A 21,108-nucleotide genomic window follows, 5' to 3' on the forward strand; every position below is an offset into this window, starting at 1 on the left:
CCCGACATTACAGCCGATTTATCAATTTTTTCTCTTCTTTTTTGTCAAAAACAATTCCGCAAAAGAAAACCGGAAAATAAAATACCAGCCACTAAAACGGTAAACTCAAACTAATCAATACCTTAACCATTTCCACAAATCGGAATACCCTACTTTCTTTCCATAAACAAGAATACCGATACGATAAATTTTTCCGGCCAAAAAAGTGGCAAATAAAAAAGTAATCACCAAAATAGCTGCCGAGAGCCCAATTTGCCAATACGGAACCCCAAAAGGAATCCGCATCATCATAATTACCGGCGAAGTAAACGGAATCATCGACATCCACAGGGCCAGCGGCCCGTCAGGCTGGTTGGCCACCACACTAATCATCACCATCGAAAAAATCAGCGGAATGGAAATGGGAAACATAAACTGCTGGGCATCGGTATCGTGATCGATAGCCCCGCCAACAGCTGCAAACAGTGAAGCATACAGCAGATATCCTCCCAAAAAATAAAAGAGAAAACTTAAAATCATCACCTTAAAATTAACCGCCGACAAAAAGCCGGAAACCGCCGTCATTACCGCATTTGTCTTGTCCGGTGATGCAGTAGCTGCCGGAACAGCCATCGTCTGTTCGGTCATGGTTTGTACCTGATGAACAACACGTTTCTCGCTAAAAATATGACTCTGAAATGCTCCTACAAACCCCATAGTGAGCATCACCCACAGCAAAAACTGGGTTAATCCCACCAATCCGACTCCGATGATTTTTCCCACCATCAGCTGAAACGGTTTTACCGAAGAAATGATCAGTTCCACAATCCGGTTTTGTTTCTCTTCCATCACCCCTCGCATCACCTGTGCACCGTACATAAAAACGAAAAAATAAATCAAAAACCCGGAAAAAACTGCCAATCCGGTTTCCAGGCCGGTATTGGTCTTTTTTTCTGTTCCTTCTTCCGACACTTTTATGGTTGCCAGGTGAATATGTGCTTTGATGGATTTCAACACATTAGGATCAATCCCTTTGGCCAGCATTTTTTTATCTTCGACCACCTGTCGCATCACCGTTTTGATATAATTCTCCACAAAAACACCGGGTTGCTTGACAGAAAACAATTCGGCATTTTCAGGAAGATTGAGCCGGGTAAGCGGAATATACAGCAGCATATCTCCTTTGGACAACGCTTCGGCTTTTGCCTGTTCCAGACTTTTGTACACATAATAAAACTGCACTTTTCCCTGGCTGTGAAATTTCTGATAAAACCATCCGGTTTCGTCCAATACGGCAATTTTTGCGGAAGGCGCAGCATTTTCCGTCAAGTAAACCGGTAAAATGACCAACGCCGCCATCAAAACTGGACCAAGAATGGTCATAATCAAAAATGATTTTTTCCGGACCCGGGTTAAATATTCCCGCTGAATGATGAGCAAAATTTTTTTCATATCGCAACGAAAGGCTGAAATGCATGCAAATATCCGAAAAATTCAACTGCTGCCGATTTTTATCTTTACAAAACAATCTCCGGTTAAACCTTCAATAAAAATGGGCATTCACAACCGGAAGAAATCCGGATTTTTTTTATTTTTGACAGGTATCATTAAAAACTATATCTGTTGCCTTTTAAAAATCTATCAACGGTTGTTCTTTTTATCGTTTAACCTTAAAAATCAGATCTATGCTTGAAAAATACTTTCAACTGGAAGCCCATAAAACCAACGTAAAAACAGAAGTTATTGCCGGGATCACCACTTTTTTAACCATGGCCTATATTCTTGTGGTAAACCCTTCCATTCTTCATGATGCAGGGATGAACACCGGTGCTGTTTTTACCGCCACAGCCATTGCTTCCATTATCGGAACCCTGATTATGGCCCTGTATGCCAAACTTCCCATCGCCATGGCCCCCGGCATGGGATTAAATGCTTTTTTTGCCTATACCGTTGTCGTTTCCATGGGTTACTCCTGGGAATTTGCACTCACCGCTGTTTTTCTCGAAGGAATACTATTTATTCTGCTTACCTTTTTCAATGTTCGTGAATTGATTGTGGATGCCATCCCGTTGAGCCAAAAACATGCCATTTCGGTAGGTATCGGACTGTTTATTGCTTTTATCGGGCTGGAAGATGCCGGAATTATTGTACACGATAAAGCCACGCTGGTAACGCTCGGAAATTTAGGCAGCCCTTCGGCACTGATCGCTCTTTTCGGACTTTTCATTTCTGCCTTGCTGCTCACTCTCCGGGTAAAAGGGGCACTGCTCATCGGGATTTTTTCATCCACCATTCTGGCTGTTTTCATGGGAAAAGCGGCCTTGCCGGATACTGCACTGATTCAAACTCCGCCTTCGCTGGCGCCTACTTTTCTTAAATTCGAGTGGCAACACATTTTTTCGACGGATATGCTTATTGTCCTGTTCACTTTTTTGTTTGTGGATTTGTTCGACACCATCGGAACACTTGTTGGGGTTGCTTCCCAGGCAGGCATACTGGATGAAAAAGGTCGTTTCCCCAACGTAAAAAAAGCCCTGATGGCCGATGCTTTCAGTACCACAGCCGGTGCCATGCTCGGCACTTCCACCACTACAGCCTATATTGAAAGTGCTGCCGGCGTAGCTGAAGGAGGGCGCACAGGACTTACCACGCTGGTTGTCGCAATTTTGTTTATCCTGTCACTCTTTTTATCTCCGCTATTCCTGATGGTCCCTTCTTCGGCTACAGCCCCGGTACTGATTTTGGTCGGAACGTTTATGATGGAACCGGTAACCAAGATTTCTTTTTCGGATTATACCGAAAGTATCCCGGCCTTTCTGGCTATTATTATGATGCCGCTGACTTACAGCATTGCCGAAGGAATTGCTTTCGGAATGATTTCGTACGTTTTACTGAAAGCCCTTACCGGCCGTCATAAAGAAATCACCCCGGTGATGTACATCCTGGCCGCCCTGTTTATGCTGAAGTTTTTTGTGTGATGCTAGAAACATGTATCTGTTGATTTTTTGAACAATTTTCCTCATTCAATAATACTTTCAAAGATTCTCACTTCCCTTTCTAATCGGGACCAACAATAAAGAAAGTACGATGTCTACGGATATTATATTCTCTCCCCGGTATCTGTGCTATCAGGCAGCTTTTAAACAATAAATACAACCAAAACCGCCACATTTTACACCAAAATACAGCAATAAAAAATCTTTCGGATTAATTTTTACAGAATCTAAGAAACGCTTTCGTCAGACATTGGCTACCTTTGCAAAAAATTAAAAATCATGGAAAAAATTGAAGAACGTTTTATCCGCTATGCCAAAATAGACACACAGTCGGATCCGGAAAACGAACAATGTCCCTCCACTGAAAAACAATGGAAACTGGCCAAATTATTAGTCAAAGAGCTGGAACAAATCGGGTTGGAAGAGGTAACCATTGACGACCATGCTTACGTAATGGCCACTTTGCCCGCCAATACAGACCAGCCGGTGCCGGTTATCGGATTTATTGCCCACATGGATACTGCTCCTGATTTTACGGCAGAAAATGTCCAACCGCAAATCCATAAAAATTACGATGGCGGCGACATTATTCTAAACCAGGAACAAAACATTGTATTATCACCCAAAGATTTTAAAGAGCTTCCTGGTTACAAAGGGCAAACCCTGATTACCACCGACGGGACGACCCTGCTCGGAGCGGACGATAAAGCCGGCATTGCCGAAATTATTGCCGCCATGGAATACCTGCTGGAACACCCGGAAATCAAACACGGAAAAATCAGAGTGGCTTTTAATCCGGACGAAGAAGTGGGTCGCGGGGCCCATCTGTTTGATGTGGAAAAATTCGGAGCCGACTGGGCTTATACACTGGACGGTGGTCCCGTGGGAGAACTGGAATTTGAAAATTTCAATGCAGCCGGAGCCAAAGTCATTATCAGTGGGAAAAGCGTTCACCCCGGAACAGCTTACCACACCATGGTCAATTCTATGCTGATTGCCGCTGAATTCATTGCTTCGTTCCCGGAAAAAGAAACACCACAGGAAACCCGCGGATATGAAGGCTTTTTCCACCTGTATCAGATGGAAGGCCGTGTGGAAGAAACTGTTTTACAATACATTATTCGCGACCACGACCGGAAACTTTTTGAAGAAAAGAAAAAACGTTTCATGGAAAAAGCAGAAGCCATCAATAAAAAGTATGGCAACGTCATTAAAGTGGAAATGGAAGACCAATATTATAATATGCGTGAGAAGATCGAACCGCAGATGCACATTATTGACATTGCCGAAGAAGCCATGAAATCATTGAATATTCAACCCATTGTAAAGGCTATTCGCGGCGGCACCGACGGCGCACAACTTTCGTTCAAAGGGCTGCCCTGCCCTAACCTGTTTACCGGCGGACATAATTTTCACGGACGCTATGAATATATTCCGGTAGAATCCATGGAAAAAGCCATCAGTGTTATTGTAAAGATCATTGAGCTCACGGCCCAAAAAGGAATTCGTTAGGCTCCCGATCAGCAAACTTCTAAAATGAAAAAAAAGAGATGTCTTTGAACAGGCATCTCTTTTTTTTGTTATTCACAAAAATTATTTCTGGTTACACCACAGACCAAAACGGGATAAAAACCGGTAATCCAGGCACCATTTAAAATATTATTTCTTGCATTTTCGTAAAAAAATGCCTGACTTTCCCAAAATGTACCTGACCATCAGAAAAAAAATCAAACGGCCTTTTTTTATTTCCTGTATTGCAACATCTTAACCGGCAAGCTCTATTTTTCTGCTCATTTTTTATAAAAAATTTACGTAATTTTATACGCAGATAAAAAATATATGATATATTTGCATGTAATATATATTTAAGTACTCAATGACTAAATTAATCAAAAAAGTATTTTATTTTTATTACGACGGGTTCCGGAACATGACCGTAGGAAAAAGATTATGGGTTATTGTTCTCATCAAACTCTTTATCATCTTTGTCATTTTCAAACTCTTTTTCTTCCACGACTTCCTCAAGACCAATTTCAAGACCGATCAGCAAAGAAGCGATTACGTGATTGAACAATTAACAAAATAAAGTTACAAATCATTATTAATTAAATGCTTATGGAACATTTTAACATGGCCCTGGTTGATTGGTCCCGGGCGCAGTTTGCGCTCACGGCATTGTATCACTGGCTGTTTGTCCCGCTTACGCTGGGAACCAGTTTTATTCTTGCCATCATGGAGACCATCTATGTAAAAACGGGAAAAGAGATCTGGAAACGGATTACAAAGTTCTGGATGACCTTGTTTGCCATTAACTTTGCAATCGGTGTGGCTACTGGTATTATTCTGGAATTTGAGTTCGGTACCAACTGGTCGAACTATTCTTGGTTTGTTGGCGACATTTTCGGTGCGCCGCTGGCTATTGAAGGAATTATGGCTTTCTTTATGGAATCCACCTTTTTTGCCGTTATGTTTTTCGGATGGAACAAAGTCAGCAAAGGTTTTCACCTGACATCCACCTGGCTGGTAGCTATCGGCTCCAACCTTTCGGCATTATGGATTTTGGTAGCTAATGCCTGGATGCAAAACCCGGTAGGAATGCACTTTAACCCCGAAACCGCCCGTAATGAAATGGTCGATTTCTGGGCTATTTTATTCTCGCCCACAGCCGTAAACAAATTTTTACATACCATTTCTTCGGCTTATGTATTGTCGGCTATTTTTGTTCTCGGTGTTAGTGCCTGGTTTTTGCTGAAAAAACGGAACGAAGCCCTGGCCAAACGGAGTATGATTGTAGCCGGAACGTTCGGGTTAATCATGTCAATTTTTATGGTGACCACCGGTGACGAATCAGCAAGACAGATTTTTAATGTGCAGCCCATGAAATTTGCTTCTATGGAAGGTTTGTATCATGGCGAAAGCAATGCTGCTCTCACCGCTGTTGGATTTTTTACCAAAGTACCCAAACCCGAAGATCCGGATGCCAATGACTGGGGACCAAAAATCAAGATTCCCGGTATGCTTTCTTACCTGGCCACCCTGGATCCCAAAGCTTATGTTCCGGGCATTAACGATATGATCAACGGGAACAAAGCCCACAATATCATTTCGTATTACGACCGGATAAAAATGGGAAAACTGGCCATTGCAGCACTGAAAGAGTTTCAGCTGGCCAAAAAAGCCAAAAACGACAGCAAAGCGGCAGCAGCGCTGAAAACGTTTGAAGCCAACTATAAATATTTCGGGTACGGATATTATGATGATCCGCATAAATTGATTCCTGACGTACCGCTTACCTTCTATTCGTTCCATATTATGGTGGGACTGGGAACACTCTTTATTTTCATCTTCCTGTTTGCCGTCATTTACGGTGTAAAAGGAAAACTCACCCAAAAACGCTGGTTACTTTACGTGGCTTTATGGGCTATTCCGTTTGCTTATCTTGCTCAGGAAGCCGGCTGGATGGTAGCTGAATTTGGACGTCAGCCCTGGGTTGTTCAGGACTATATGCCGACTCTGTCAGCTGTTTCGAACATCGATCAAACTTCGGTAATCATTACCTTTTTCTTGTTTGCCGTTGTATTTACGGTACTGCTGATTGCCGAAGTAAAGATTATGCTCAATCAAATTAAACAACTAAAAGATGGAGGGCAGCAATAATGTTTGAAAATTTATCATATCTCGCATTACAGCAATACTGGTGGGCTATCATTGCCCTGCTTGGTGGCATTTTGGTTTTCATGCTGTTTGTCCAGGGCGGACAAACCTTGCTGTACACCATTGGAAAAACCGATACAGAAGTTAAAATGCTCGTGAACTCGCTGGGACGGAAATGGGACATTACCTTTACTTCCCTTGTTGTTTTCGGCGGTGCTGCTTTTGCTTCTTTCCCGCTCTTTTATTCTACCAGTTTTGGCGGAGCTTACTGGGTGTGGATGATCATCTTGTTTGCCTTTATTCTGCAGGCCGTTTCGTACGAATACCGCAGTAAAGCCAAAAACTGGCTGGGAACCCGTACCTATGACACTTTTTTGTTTATTAACGGGTTAATAGGAACCGTTTTCTTGGGAACTGCTGTAGCAACCTTTTTTACCGGCTCCCTATTCTCGGTTAGCGCCATGCATCACTCCTTCTGGCAGTCACCTTACAAAGGACTGGAACTGGCACTGAATTTTGGCCGTTATGCCACTTACATTAACCTGTCACTCGGACTGGCCGTATTTTTCCTTTCCCGGATTTTGGCTTCGCTCTATTTCATGAACAACATCGATGATGAAACCATCATGGAAAGAGCCAAAAAACAGGTGATGAAAAACACCATTCCTTTCCTGTTTTTCTTTCTCTTTTTCCTGATCAACATTTTGGTCATGAAAGGTTTCAACTACGATCCGGTGACTAAAGTGGTCAATATGGAATCGTTTAAGTATCTCCATAACCTGTTGGCCATGCCGTTGGTACTCATCATTCTGTTGTTGGGTGTTGTTTTGGTATTGTGGGGGATTTATCGGGCCGTTTTTGCTACGGAAAAATGCGGTAAAAAAGCCATCTGGTTTTCCGGTTTGGGAACTATTTTAACGGTTTTTGCCTTGTTTTTAATGGCAGGATATAACCACACTGCTTTTTACCCTTCCATTTTTGACCTGCAAAGTTCATTAACCATTCAAAACGCATCATCCAGTAAATACACACTCACCGCAATGAGTTACGTTTCCTTACTGGTACCCTTTGTAGTGGCTTATATTTGGTATGCCTGGGCACAAATGAACAAAACGCCCATTACCAGAAAAGAAATGGAAGAAGATGCACACGCTTATTAAACCTTAAAAACAAAAACTTATGTATACAACAGAAATTTTATGGTTTATATCATGGCCTGTTCTCATCTGGTTTTCCTACAAAATGGTAAGACTGGCCGTAGATAAATTTGAAAAAACAGAAGAAGCAGCCGAGAACTAATCTGGCTGATGATAACCTGCATAAAAAGGCTTTGATTGATCAATCAAAGCCTTTTTTTATGGAGATGTGACAGGGATAATACCATCCACTTTTCAAGTCTTGTCCGACTTGAAAAGTGGATGCAGAAAAATTCTCCCCCTTGTCTTTTCTCCACCTAGGATCTCGTCCGTGTTTGCCCGCCAGAGGGCGGATGGCTACGGACAAACGCGAATAAGATCAGTTGCCAAATGAAACTTGAACAACAAAAGATATTTCGCTGCGCTCAATTGACAAAACAATTGACTTTTAATGTTTTAAACCACATATAAAATCAATCTGAAGGGATTTCTTTTCTGAAAATCTGCGAAGTTCCTTTATTTAACCCCTTTGGGGTTATTTTTTCTTTGCTGATTTTTTCCTGCACTTCGTGCAGGATTATTTCGGTTTTATCCCTTCAGGATAAAGATAGTCTTCAGAAAACAAGATAAAAAATACAATACTGTTTGTTCTGTCTTCCTGTCCAAAGGACTCTGCCGACGGCATCACTTCGTGACTTCGGAGAACGGAGCGCAACAAAACGAAGGATCTCTTTGGATGTGCAAATAGGTAATTTTTGACGTGGTTCTTTAATTGGAAAATTTCTTTTGCTTATCCCATTACATCTGAATGAAATTTACAGGCAATAGACATTACTTTCATTTTCCCGGACAAAACCCGTATTTTTACACCACCAAATAAAAAATTAACCAGAATGAATATCAACCTGTTTTTTGTTCCTGAAATCCTTTCCCCGGTTTTTCAGCTACCGGCTGAGGAATCAAAACATATTGTGAAGGTTTTACGAATGAAAATAAACGATAAAATTCAGGTTACCGACGGAAAGGGGTTTTTGTACCACTGCCGGATTGTGGAAGCCAACCCAAAAGGAACCCTTCTGGAAATTATTTCAAAAGAAGAAGGCCATGACAAACGGGATTTTTTTCTCCATATTGCAGTAGCTCCCACCAAAAACATCAACCGTTATGAATGGTTTCTGGAAAAAGCTACCGAAATTGGAATTGACCGGATTACCCCGTTTTTGTCGGAGCACTCTGAGCGCAAGGTGGTAAAACCCGACCGGTTGAACCGCGTCATCGTAGCCGCCATGAAACAATCATTAAAAACCCGGCTCCCGGTTTTAGACCCACTGACTTCTTTCGGCGAACTAATCCGGCAGCCTTTTGACGGCAAAAAATACATTGCTTACATTGATGACCAGGTAAACCGCGAGCTGGTACATACATATCAAAAAGGCGAGAATGCCATGGTATTAATCGGACCGGAAGGGGGCTTCAGCGCAAAAGAGGTAGAACAAGCCGAAGCCGAAGGTTTTATTCCCGTAAAACTGGGTCCGTCACGATTACGTACTGAAACAGCTGCAGTAGCTTCCTGCTTAACCATAAATATTGTAAATTACTGATTCATAACATGAAATCGTATGATGTCATTATTGTTGGAGCTGGTCCGGCCGGATTACGTTGTGCCGAAATTTTGGGACAATCCGGGAAAAGTGTTCTTTTGCTGGAGAAAAAACCGGAAACCGGGCCAAAAGTATGTGCCGGAGGGATTACCAGAAAATCCCTGGAATTGATGGAAATACCCGATTCCATTATCGAGATGGAAATCAACAAAGCCCGGATTGTTGGCCCCACACGCGACTTCACCACTCAGGGGGTAAAAAAACCCTTTACTTTTATGGTCAACCGCAAAGATTTTGGCCAGTGGCAACAGCAAAAGCTGCAATCATTTGAACAGGTAACCGTAATGAACCAGGCACAGGTTACCACTGTAGATAAAAACTTCGTTGAAATAAATCGCAGCAAACGGCTGGGCTATCGTTATCTTGTAGGAGCCGACGGAGCAACCTCCATTGTCCGGCGGTTTTTAAAACTTCCGGTAAAAAAACAGCTGGTTACCTTTCAGTATCTGATTCCGGAAAAAAACAGCCGTCGATTTGAGATTCACATGGATAACCGCTATTTCCGGTCGGGCTACGCCTGGATTTTCCCCCATCGCGGACATCTTGCCGTTGGCTGTCTGGCCGATCCCAAAAAAGTACCGGTGCAAGTTCTCAAAAAAGGATTTCACCAATGGCTGAAAAAAGAAAAATTTGATCTTTCCAAAGCCGAATATCAAAGTTTTCCTATTGCATACGACTACCGCGGATACCGGTTTGGCAATATTTTTTTGTGTGGAGAAGCTGCGGGGCTGGCTTCAGGGCTTACCGGCGAGGGAATACACGCAGCCCTGCTGTCAGGCGAAGAAATCGCCCGAACCATTATCAACCCCGACCATCCGGAAGATAAAATAAAGGCCGTGTTACACTACAAAAAAATGCAGGATCGTTTTTTGGAACTCCTGCACATGGCAGGTCCCGTCCGCAATTTGATTTTCCGTACCATTCTTTATCTGATGAACAACAAACGTTTTAATCAGAAAGTTACCGACGGTTTTTCATAGAGAAACGCCCCACTTCAGGCCGACTTTTTGTATCTTTGCGCATCACAGGAAAAAAGGATGACTATGAACGTGACGGATTTTGACAGCATTAGACCATACAACGAAGAAGAAGCAAAAGAAGCCTTTCAGCGAATTGTCCGGCAACATGAATTTAGGACCATTGTTGCTTTTGCCTTTGGCGAAGACAAGATTGATGAAATGATTGCCCGGGTAGCCGCTACAAAATCCATCAACGAATTTCAACGGAATTTTATGCGGCCATTGGTGCAGGAGCTGGTCAAAAAAACCACCCGCGGCCTGACGGTTTCCGGATTTCATTCTTTGCGTCCTGACGATCCGCATCTTTTTATCGGAAACCATCGCGATATTACGCTGGACTCTTCCATCCTGGCTACCATCCTGACGGATTACGACATTTTTTTGGCAATCACCTGGGGCGATAACCTGATGGTTTCTCCTTTTGTTACCGATTTAGGCAAAGTAAACCGCATGGTTACGGTATTTCGTGAAGGAACTCCCCGCGAGATTTTATTAAACTCTCAACGGCTCTCTGCCTATCTGCGAAAAACTATTCTCGAAGACAAATTATACGTTTGGATTGCCCAGCGAAAGGGCCGGGCGAAAAACGGAGACGACAGAACCGATCCGGGAGTTCTGAAAATGCTGAGCTTGTCAGGAAAAGGAGATCTTGTAGAAAAATTAAAACCGTTAAACATCCGCCCGGTATGCGTTTCATACGAATGGGAGCCTTGTGATATCCAGAAAGTTAAAGAGCTTTACATTTCATCCAGGCAAACCTATGTAAAAAGTAAAGATGAAGATCTGCAAAGTATTATCGGAGGTATTATGGGACAAAAAGGGCGCGTACATTACGCTGTAGGAAACAGCCTGAATGCCGCCATGGACAAACTGCCGGAAGACCTTCCCAACAACGAACGGCTGCAAAGGATTACTTCGCTTATCGACATTGAGATGTTTAACAGCTACCGGCTTTGGCCCAACAATTTCCTGGCACTCGATCTGTTAAATAACAGCCGGGAGTTTCAAAACCATTATGATGCCAAAACAGAAAAAGCTTTTGAAGAAAAAACAGCTGTCATGCTGGAAAAGCTTCAATCTGTAAAAGGAAATCCGGAAGAACTGATACAGCTTTTCCGGACTTTATATGCCAAACCACTTCAAAACAAACTGGAAAACAACCTGTCTCCAGACAGTCCCCAATAAGCTAAGAAAGGCTGTTATTTTTTCTTCCCGCGGATCATGGCTTCAAGCATATCCCACATTTCCTGAGGAATCGCTTCAAACATGTTAAATTCTCCGGCTCCCTGAAGCCATTCGCCACCATCAATGGTAATCACTTCTCCGTTGATATAGGCCGAAAAATCCGACATCAAATAAGCCGCCAGATTAGCCAGCTCCTGGTGTTCTCCAACCCTTTTGAGCGGCACTTTTTTACTGACATCGAATTTTTCTCTTATGTCTCCAGGCAAAAGACGATCCCAGGCTCCCTTTGTAGGAAACGGCCCGGGGGCAATAGCATTCATGCGGATACCATATTTTGCCCATTCCACCGCCAGCGACCGCGTCATGGCCAACACACCAGCCTTGGCTGTTGCCGAAGGCACCACATAAGCACTACCGGTAAAAGCATAAGTGGTAACTATATTCAACACCACTGCTTTTTTCTGTTTGGTTTTTATCCAGTGTTTTCCCAATGCCAGCGTACAGTTTTTACTGCCTTTCAATACGATGTCGATTACCGTGTCAAAAGCACGAGACGAAAGACGTTCCGTCGGGCTGATAAAATTGCCGGCTGCATTATTCAACAGGCCATCCACTTTTCCAAAAGTATCCAGTGTAGCCTTTAACATGGCCTGTACTTCATCATCATTTCTAACGTCGCACCGTACCGGCAACACCGTTCCACCGGTTTCGTTCATCAGTTCTTCTGCGGTTTTTTCCAGTTTTTCCAAATTCCGCGAAGTAATTACCACTTTTGCTCCCAATTGCAAAAAGTAACGGCTCATCGATCTTCCCAGTCCGGAACCTCCGCCGGTAACAATGATCACATTGTCTTTCAATACCTCCGACGTAAACATCGGTGCTTTAAAATCATTTTCCATCTTCTCCAATTTTTTCGTTATACAAAAACCGCTTGATCTTCTTGGTTGCCGTTTTAACAAATTCTTCATTTTGCGGAATGACCTGCTGTATGCGGGCAAACCGGCTTACCCGGCTATTAATAAAGTCTTTTAGTTCCCTGGCCAGGTCGTTATACGTTTTTTCCACATAATCAGAAACCCCATGCCTGAACTCTTTATATTTTTTTTCAATTTCGTCTCTGTCGAAATGGACCAGCGCCACCAGTTTCCCTTTATGTTCTACTACCAGCGATTCTACCACATGTTTAAAGTTATTGATCACCGACTCAATCTCTTCGGGATAAATATTTTCGCCCCCCGGACCAATAATCACATTTTTCGAGCGTCCCCGGATATACAAATAGCCTTCTTCATCAAAAACGCCCAAATCACCCGTTCTGAACCAACCATCTTCGGTAAGTACCTGTTTGGTTAATTCCGGCTCTCTGTAATAGCCTTTCATCACATTGGGACCACGAGCCCAAATTTCACCTTCACCGGTTTTCTCATCCGGCCGGTAAATTTTCACTTCCACGCCTTTGAGCACTTTACCGGCAGCCTGCAAACGGGCTTCTTTAGGTCCGAAAGCAGCAATCAACGGCGAAGTTTCCGTAAGGCCGTAACCCACAGCATACGGAAACTTAGCTTCAAGTAAAAACTCTTCTACCTGCTCATTAAGTTTGGCTCCACCGATGCCAAAAAATTTCAGTTCTCCACCAAAAGTTTTCAATAACTTTTTTCCGGCCATCCGGTTTAGCTTTTTCCTGAAAAAAGGCTTGGCATACAGTTTTTTTACCATCTTCTTTTCCATGAATGCCGGCAGAATCTTCGTTCGGTAGATCTTTTCAATGATCAACGGAACGGTCAGCATCATGGTCGGTTTTATTTTCTGAAAAGCCGGCAACAACACCGACGGTGAAGGTGCTCTTTTCAGGTAATAAATGCAAGCCCCATTGATCACCGGCAACAGAAAACCTATGGTATTCTCATAGGTATGCGAAAGCGGTAATACCGACAAAAAACGGTCTTTCGGCGTAATTTTCTGAATGGTATTTCCCTGCACGGCATTAAAAGCAATGTTTTTATGGCTAAGCATTACCCCTTTTGATTTTCCTGTGGTTCCGGAAGTATAAATAATGGCAGCCAGATCATCTTCTGCCACCACATATTCTTTTTCTGAAACAGCATTTTCTTCAAAATACACAACCGGATTTCCTTCAATCACGCGGAAATTTTCCACCGAAAGTTTATATTGCAACGAATGTATGTTTGAAGAAGCCAGCTTTGAAACCAAACCTTCGGAAACAAAAAGCGCTTTGGCACGCGAATGCCGCAAAACATTCTTAATTTCTTCCGGAGAAAAATCGGGTAAAAGCGGGACAATCACCGCCCCCATGGAAACTACCGCAAAATAAGCAACGCCCCAATGTGGCATATTGGCACTCAACAAAGCCACCCGGTCACCAGGTACAATGCCCATTTTTTCGAGCCAGGCACTCACTGCCTTTACACGATAAAAAAATTCCTGATAAGTAAGGGGTTTTTCTCCGACAAAAGCCACCATTGGTGCAGATGCGTGTTTTTTCACCGTGGTTTCGAGCAATGCCGGAAGTGTAAACACAGGGAATTCAGCCATATTATATTTTTTTTCAAAAATAGGAAATTGTTTAAAAATAACAACCCTTTAACAGGAAGCCCAAAATCCCATCTTACATTTCCTGAATCAATTGCCCGAAAAGAAAGACCAAATCTTTTTCTGCTATCCGGGCATTATTCAATACATCATCGATATCAATAGGAACAAGATTATCCGGATCACAGGTGTCGGTAATCACAGAAACAGCAGCCACCCGCATTCCCATATGATTGGCCACAATCACTTCCGGAACAGTGGACATGCCCACCACATCGGCTCCCATGGTTTTAATAAACCGGTACTCAGCACGGGTTTCCAGACTCGGTCCTATCCAGGCCACATATACTCCCTTTTGCAAAGGAATCTTTTTATCTGCCGCAATTTTCTCCATGTGGGTAATTAATTCCGGATCATAAGGCCGGCTCATGTCCGGGAAACGCGGTCCCAGTTCATCCAGATTTCTCCCCACCAATGGATTTCCGGGCAACATATTGATGTGATCATCAATAATCATCAGGGAAGCCTTTTTCAAATCCAAATTAACCGCTCCGGCTGCATTGGAAACCAACAGGGTATGAATTCCCAACATTTTCATCACCCTGACCGGAAAAGTAATCTCCTGCAGGGAATATCCTTCATAAAAATGAAAACGGCCGTTCATCACCAGTACCTTTTTCCCACCCAGCTCACCGTAAATCAATTTTCCGGTATGAAACTCTACCGTAGAAACCGGAAAATGCGGAATACGTTCATAATCAATTGTCTTCTCTACTTTCACATTCTGTACAAGCGAGCCCAGACCCGTTCCGAGAATAATTCCAACTTCCGGAGCAACCATCCCCTCCCGTTGTAAGAATTCTGCTGATTCTTTTATTTTTTTTATCATCTGACTTTATCTTTTGCGCCTACAAAGCTAAGAAAAACAGAACGCCGGACAGCCAAATAATTTAAGGGCCTAAAGTTGGAAATCACAAAAGACAAAAAAACAAATCGCAAACGAAATTCCAAAAAACAAATCACAAAGAAACTATTACTTTAAGTACTTCTCACTTCAAACTTCAAGTACTTCAAATGCCTAAAGTGCAAAATCACAAAAGACAAATCCAAAAAAATATCAAACGCCAAAAACCAACTGTTTTGTCCTGTTGAACGCAGTGAAACATCTCTTTTAAAGCTGTGATTATTTTTGAGATCCTTCGCTGTACCCGGAACAGATCCCAACCCCATTTATCATTCTACACTCATCGCTGACATCAAAATCCTTCTATCCCAACACCCTCCATCCTGGAGATCCTTCGCTTCGCTCAGGAGGACAGTAAAACAAGGGTAAAATACCTGAAAATCAACCAATCACCAATAACCAGGTTAAAATCACAAAAGACAAAAAAACAAATCGCAAGAAAAATCCCAAACGCCCAAATGCAAAACCATAAACCACTCAAAATCAACCAATGACCAATGACTGTTTTTTTACCACAAAGTTCCCCAAAGGACATCACAAAGGAACTCAAAGGCAAACGTTAAAAGTTATAGAAAATTCCATCTCACTTTAAGTACTTCTCACTTCAAACTTCAAGTACTTCAAATGCCTAAAGTTTGAAGTGCGCTAAAGTGGGAAATCACAAAAGACAAAAAAGCAAATGACAATTCCAAAACCAACTGTTTTGTCCTGTTGAACGCAGTGAAACATCTCTTTTAAAGCCGTGATTATTTTTGAGATCCTTCGCTGTACCCGGAACAGATCCCAACCCCATTTATCATTCTACACTCATCGCTGACATCAAAATCCTTCTATCCCAACACCCTCCATCCTTGGAGATCCTTCGCTTCGCTCAGGAGGACAGTAAAACAAGGGTAAAATACCTGAAAATCAACCAATCACCAATAACCAGGTTGAAATCACAAAAGACAAAAAAACAAATCGCAAGAAAAATCCCAAACGCCCAAATGCAAAACCATAAACCACTCAAAATCGGCCAATGACCAATGACTGTTTTTTTACCACAAAGTTCCCCAAAGGACATCACAAAGGAACTCAAAGGCAAACGTTAAAAGTTATAGAAAATTCCATCTCACTTTAAGTACTTCTCACTTCAAACTTCAAGTACTTCAAATGCCTAAAGTGGGAAATACAAAAAAGCAAAGCGATTATACCAATTGTATTTTAAAATGCGCTAAAAGTGCATTTTAAAATCTACAATGGTAAATGCCGATGTTAAATCAAAGTGCTTTTGGGATTGAAATGAACCAAAAGCGCATTTTGATTTGCAATTGAATTGGTATTAAACAAAAATTAACCTTAAAGCCAATTTTAGTTTGATTTTAAAAAAGAAGTCCGGGCTAAGCATTTTTTTGCCATATTTGTTTTTTTAACGAAAAAATTGATGGCCCATGAGTGGAATTTTACAAGCGATTGACAAGGGAATTGTATGGTACAACGATTATATCGGCGGTTATGCCATTTTATTTATGCTGGTTCCCACCGGTCTTTATTTTATTTTCAGACTTAAATTTCTAAATGTCACCAAATTATGGCATTCCATCAAGGTAGTTGCCGGCAAATATGACAATCCGGAAGATGAGGGGGATGTGAACCATTTTAAAGCCCTTACCACCGCTTTATCAGCCACTGTAGGAACAGGAAATATTGTAGGCGTAGCCCTGGCCATTTATCTCGGCGGTCCGGGAGCCGTTTTCTGGATGTGGGTTACCGGTTTTCTCGGGATGATCTTAAAATATTCAGAATGTACCCTATCGCATAAATTCCGCGTTTTCAATTCAGACGGAACCGTTTCGGGAGGTCCCATGTATTATATCCGCGATGGTATCGGGAAATTATACAATATGCCAACGGCTGCTAAAGTGCTGGCCGGAATCTTTGCTGTGGCCACCATTCTGGCATCGCTCGGTACCGGCAATATGGCCCAGGCCAATGGCATGACCGATGCTTTAAGAACCACTTACGGATTTCCGACCTGGGCATCCGGACTGGTCATTACGGCACTGGTATTGCTCATCATTGTAGGCGGACTGAAACGAATTGCCGAAGTCACCGCTAAACTGGTTCCTTTTATGGCCGTAACTTATGTCGGCGCTACCCTGCTGGTCCTTATCGACCGATCGGCTTATTTACCGCATGCTTTTGAAATGATCTTTCAGGGAGCTTTTACCGGAACAGCCGCTACCGGTGGTTTTGTGGGCAGCACCATCATGATGACCATGATCTGGGGAATCCGTCGCGGACTTTTTTCCAACGAAGCCGGACAAGGTTCTGCTCCTATTGCTCACGCTGCTGCCAAAACCGAATACTCTGCCCGCGAAGGGTTGGTTGCCTCTCTGGAACCTCTGGTGGATACGCTTATTATCTGCACCATGACGGCATTGATGCTCATCAGTACCGATGCCTGGCACTCCGGAATCAAAGGCGTTGGCATGACCATTGCCGGAATGGACGAAGGACTGGCCGCTGTGGGACTTTCCAACCTGGGAAAACACATTATCACTTTCGGACTGATTATGTTTGCTTTTTCCACCGTAATCAGCTGGTCGTATTACGGCACCCGTGCCGCTAATTATCTTCTCGGAGAAAAAGCCATTAAACCTTACCGTTACCTGTACGGTATTTTTGTCTTTTTCGGTTCGGTATGGGGAATTGATGTCGTATGGCATTTTGTGGACATGGTGATTACTTTTATGACCATTCCCAACCTTATTGCCTTGCTTTTACTTTCCGGTGTAGTTGTAAAGGAAACGAAAGATTACTTTGACGAAATGAAAAAAATAGACCGGAAAAAGAAACAACAAATTTCTTGACCGGTCAAAAGTTAGCTAAATCCGGTTTCTTAAATCTTAAAAACGTACTTGATTTTTAACGGGCTCCGCCACGGCGAAAGTGGTGGATTACCTCTTTCAGGGCAATTTTAAACCACTCGGTATATTGTTCCGGATGTTCTTTGACGTCTTTTGCCACAAAATCGAGATCAACATATTTCCAGTCGGCGACCTCGTCCGGATTGGGCACCGGCGTTTTGTCACAAGTTCCCATAAATACATGATCAAATTCATGTTCTTTTAATCCGTCGCCCACATCAGCTTTATAGACAAAAGAAAAAGCTTCTTTAATATCGCATTCGAGTCCCATTTCTTCCATCATCCGGCGACGGGCAGCTTCATCTGTAGATTCTCCTGCCCGTGGATGGCTACAAACCGTATTGGTCCATAATCCCGGTGAATGGTATTTATGCAAAGCTCTTTGTTGCAACATCAATTTTCCTTCTGAATTGAAAATAAAAACAGAAAAAGCCCGGTGAAGAACACCTTTTTCATGTGCTTCCATCTTCTCCATCGTTCCCAAGGGCTTATCGTCTTTGGTAACCAGTATTACATATTCAACTTCCATCTATTTTTGCTTTACTGTTGACAAATGCAAAGATATAAATATATTTGTTATCTGTATTTTACCCTGAATTATGACAAAGAAAAAAATAAAAACAGTGATCTATTTTACAGAGCAACAAAACATCCAACGTTTTTATATCCGCCTGGTTTTGTTGTTCGAAATCATTTTCTTTTCAGGAATGTTATATCGTCAAATTATTGAGGGAAAACCGGTGGGGCCCTATCCGGTAACCAACTCCGGGCTCTTGCTTCTTGCTGTTTTGCTTACACTACCTGTACTGATTTTATTTTTTGTTCGTGTAAAAATAAAAGTAACCAACCGGCAAATTGAATATTATATGATGCCGGCCGGAATTTTTCGCCATCACATCACACGCGAAGAGCTTAAAGATTTTAACATCGAAACCCCTAAAGGGAAAATTACAGGAATCAAACTCCGCTTAAAAAACGGGAAAGCCCTTTTCCTCCCCACACAAAAACCCGAGAAGCTGCAACTGGCCATTGAGAAAATGATGCATGATAATCCTTAATAGAGAAAATTAAATTCAATCAAAAATCAAAAAAAGAAAGGATCCTGTAAATTACCAGAAAATGGCAGTATTCGTGATTTTCTTTGCCGGAAACCGGAAAGAAAACTTCCATTTACCTTTTTACTTTGAGGACACGAAATAACAAGATTCCACTCAAATGGAAATTGAATTATAAAAAGGAAACTTCCTGTACAACAAGAGTTGGCCAACGGAAAAATTACTTACCGTTTATTTTTCCCGGCTGTTAGTGAACAAAGGTAAAAATACGATTCCAGCGTATTTTACCGTCTAACAACGTTTTATTCGGATCGAGCGACAGCCATACAAAAACGGCTTTCCCTTCAATGTGATTTTCCGGCACAAATCCCCAGTAACGCGAGTCCGCCGAATTATCGCGGTTATCTCCCATCATCCAGTAGTAATTCATCTTAAAAGTGTAGTGGTCAGCCACTTTTCCATTGATGTAAATCTTGCCGTTTTTTACTTTCAGGTCGTTGCCTTCGTAAGCATGAATGATCCGGCGGTAAAGCGGGAGAACTTTCAGGTTAAGTGCCACCGTAGCTCCTTTCTTCGGAATGTAAATCGGTCCGTAATTATCCCGGTTCCAGGGAAAATCTTTACTGTAAGGAAAGATTTCGGGATCACGTATGCCGGCCGGAATATTAAAAACTTCTATTTTCTTGACAATGGGCAATTTAGCCAAGGCATCGCGGGCTTCGTCAGTAAGCATATAAACAAATTCTCCGGGAATACTGGTACGTCCGCCCTCGGTAATATTCAACCGGCTTAGAATAATCGGATTAATGGAATGGCCATCAGTATACACCTTGTATTCAAACTCTTTCTTGCCCGGATCGTGATTTTCTTTTCCATTGATATACACTTTCCGGTTAATAATCTGTAACGAATCACCGGGGAGCCCGATACATCTTTTAATATAATTTTCGCGTTTATCCACCGGACGGTAAATAATATTTCCAAAATCTTTTTTATCGCTCCATACTTTTTTACGTCCGTACTGCCGGATCAACGTGTAATAACTCACATTGCTCTGATAACGGGTAGAAACCGTATCCCCGGCCGGATAATTAAAGACTACAGCATCATTACGATGTACTTTTCCCAAACCGGGCAACCGCCAATAGGGAAGTTCAATCCAAGTTAAATAAGAATTAACATGACGGGTAAACGGTAAAGTATGATGAACAAATGGAAATGACAACGGAGTGTTAGGCACTTTAGGTCCGTAAGCAATTTTACTCACAAAAAGATAATCGCCCACCAGCAACGATTTTTCCATGGAAGAAGTTGGAATCGTGTAAGCTTCTATCAGAAAAGTCCGGATAATGGTAGCAGCTACCACAGCAAAAATGATGGCATCGGTCCACTCACGAACCGCACTTTTTTTCGGTTCTTCCCGTTTATCGGGATCTAAAAATTCATCTTTATTTTTTATAGCCAGCCACGGAAAATAAATAAACGGAAAAACCACGGCCATAAACTGCTCGCCCAAACTGTATTTTCCAAAACATTTGGCCATTTCCACCAGCATCAGCATGTACATGAACACGTTGATAAAAGGGAACAGCAACAACAAATACCACCACAAGGGCTTTTTAATGATTTTTAAAAATACATACAGGTTGTAAAAGGGAATAAGTGTTTCCCAGCCTTTGCGGCCGGCCTTTTCAAACTGAGCCCATAAAAATACCGTGGGAAGGGTAAACAAAAGCGGGATAAGGACAAGTAATTCTACCATTTGAATTGTTTTTACAGATGGCTCAACATCAGAAAAACCACTTCGGTATTTGCTGATGTCATGCTCCGGATTTTGTCTGCAAAGCTATAACAAAAACAGGAAAACCGGACAGGAAATATTTCGGTAAGGGCTGTTTTTTTGAAAAAACCGAGAAAAGGCAGCCTGTAACGGTTTTATTCCTCTATTCTGTTGCCTTCTCTAAATTATTTTATGGTTCTTCTTTTCAAAAAATCAATGG

General features: G+C 42.3%; 16 protein-coding genes. 10 read left to right on the plus strand and 6 right to left on the minus strand.

Annotated elements, in window-relative coordinates:
* Positions 1-114: 114 nt before the first annotated feature.
* The gene (locus tag LA303_RS09965) at positions 115-1,431 is read right to left on the minus strand and encodes an ABC transporter permease (RefSeq protein WP_240525148.1); all 1,317 of its coding nucleotides are present in this window, start codon (positions 1,429-1,431) and stop codon (positions 115-117) included.
* Positions 1,432-1,664: 233 nt separating this feature from the next.
* On the opposite strand from LA303_RS09965, the gene LA303_RS09970 reads away from it, so the two are divergent.
* From LA303_RS09970 to LA303_RS10005, 8 genes are all read left to right on the plus strand, one after another.
* On the plus strand, positions 1,665-2,957 hold the full coding sequence (locus LA303_RS09970) for an NCS2 family permease (protein WP_240525150.1): 1,293 nt from the start codon (positions 1,665-1,667) through the stop codon (positions 2,955-2,957).
* 297 nt (positions 2,958-3,254) lie between these two features.
* Positions 3,255-4,487 carry a peptidase T gene (gene pepT, locus LA303_RS09975; RefSeq protein WP_240525152.1) on the plus strand — a complete coding sequence of 411 codons (1,233 nt, stop codon included), beginning with the start codon at positions 3,255-3,257 and terminating at the stop codon, positions 4,485-4,487.
* Positions 4,488-4,851: 364 nt separating this feature from the next.
* The gene (locus LA303_RS09980) at positions 4,852-5,061 is read left to right on the plus strand and encodes a DUF4492 domain-containing protein (protein ID WP_240525154.1); all 210 of its coding nucleotides are present in this window, start codon (positions 4,852-4,854) and stop codon (positions 5,059-5,061) included.
* Positions 5,062-5,090: 29 nt separating this feature from the next.
* A complete protein-coding gene (locus tag LA303_RS09985) occupies positions 5,091-6,632 on the plus strand; it encodes a cytochrome ubiquinol oxidase subunit I (RefSeq protein ID WP_240525157.1) in 1,542 nt (513 codons plus the stop codon).
* Positions 6,632-7,789: a cytochrome d ubiquinol oxidase subunit II gene (locus LA303_RS09990; protein WP_240525159.1), complete on the plus strand. Its 1,158-nt coding sequence runs from the start codon at positions 6,632-6,634 to the stop codon at positions 7,787-7,789. The genes LA303_RS09985 and LA303_RS09990 overlap by 1 nt, the downstream gene beginning before the upstream one ends.
* An 869-nt stretch (positions 7,790-8,658) precedes the next feature.
* Positions 8,659-9,366, plus strand: coding sequence for a 16S rRNA (uracil(1498)-N(3))-methyltransferase (locus tag LA303_RS09995; RefSeq protein WP_262901490.1), 708 nt, complete (start codon positions 8,659-8,661; stop codon positions 9,364-9,366).
* 8 nt (positions 9,367-9,374) lie between these two features.
* Complete coding sequence (locus tag LA303_RS10000; protein WP_240525162.1) at positions 9,375-10,406, plus strand: NAD(P)/FAD-dependent oxidoreductase; 1,032 nt, start codon at positions 9,375-9,377, stop codon at positions 10,404-10,406.
* Positions 10,407-10,469: 63 nt separating this feature from the next.
* Positions 10,470-11,630 carry a hypothetical protein gene (locus tag LA303_RS10005; RefSeq protein WP_240525164.1) on the plus strand — a complete coding sequence of 387 codons (1,161 nt, stop codon included), beginning with the start codon at positions 10,470-10,472 and terminating at the stop codon, positions 11,628-11,630.
* A gap of 14 nt (positions 11,631-11,644) precedes the next feature.
* On the opposite strand, the gene LA303_RS10010 is transcribed toward LA303_RS10005, so the two are convergent.
* The 3 genes from LA303_RS10010 to LA303_RS10020 all read right to left on the minus strand — a co-directional run bounded on the left by LA303_RS10010 (position 11,645) and on the right by LA303_RS10020 (position 15,069).
* The gene (locus LA303_RS10010; protein ID WP_240525166.1) at positions 11,645-12,529 is read right to left on the minus strand and encodes an SDR family oxidoreductase; all 885 of its coding nucleotides are present in this window, start codon (positions 12,527-12,529) and stop codon (positions 11,645-11,647) included.
* Positions 12,519-14,183 (minus strand): AMP-binding protein, encoded by a 1,665-nt coding sequence (locus LA303_RS10015; protein ID WP_240525168.1) that lies wholly within the window; start codon positions 14,181-14,183, stop codon positions 12,519-12,521. The genes LA303_RS10010 and LA303_RS10015 overlap by 11 nt, the downstream gene beginning before the upstream one ends.
* Positions 14,184-14,256: 73 nt before the next feature.
* The gene (locus LA303_RS10020; protein WP_240525171.1) at positions 14,257-15,069 is read right to left on the minus strand and encodes a purine-nucleoside phosphorylase; all 813 of its coding nucleotides are present in this window, start codon (positions 15,067-15,069) and stop codon (positions 14,257-14,259) included.
* 1,505 nt (positions 15,070-16,574) lie between these two features.
* Here LA303_RS10020 and LA303_RS10025 point away from each other — a divergent pair.
* Positions 16,575-17,996, plus strand: a complete 1,422-nt coding sequence (locus tag LA303_RS10025; RefSeq protein ID WP_240525174.1) for an alanine/glycine:cation symporter family protein — start codon at positions 16,575-16,577, stop codon at positions 17,994-17,996.
* A 55-nt stretch (positions 17,997-18,051) separates the two neighbouring features.
* On the opposite strand, the gene idi is transcribed toward LA303_RS10025, so the two are convergent.
* Entirely contained in the window at positions 18,052-18,582 is a 531-nt protein-coding gene (idi, locus tag LA303_RS10030) for an isopentenyl-diphosphate Delta-isomerase (protein WP_240525176.1), read from the minus strand.
* A gap of 70 nt (positions 18,583-18,652) precedes the next feature.
* On the opposite strand from idi, the gene LA303_RS10035 reads away from it, so the two are divergent.
* Positions 18,653-19,111 carry a hypothetical protein gene (locus LA303_RS10035; protein ID WP_240525179.1) on the plus strand — a complete coding sequence of 153 codons (459 nt, stop codon included), beginning with the start codon at positions 18,653-18,655 and terminating at the stop codon, positions 19,109-19,111.
* A 244-nt stretch (positions 19,112-19,355) separates the two neighbouring features.
* On the opposite strand, the gene lepB is transcribed toward LA303_RS10035, so the two are convergent.
* Positions 19,356-20,870 carry a signal peptidase I gene (lepB, locus tag LA303_RS10040; RefSeq protein WP_240525182.1) on the minus strand — a complete coding sequence of 505 codons (1,515 nt, stop codon included), beginning with the start codon at positions 20,868-20,870 and terminating at the stop codon, positions 19,356-19,358.
* Positions 20,871-21,108 lie beyond the last annotated feature (238 nt).

The organism is Candidatus Sulfidibacterium hydrothermale (assembly GCF_020149915.1).
In the GTDB taxonomy this organism is placed as follows: Bacteria; Bacteroidota; Bacteroidia; order Bacteroidales; family F082; genus Sulfidibacterium; species Sulfidibacterium hydrothermale.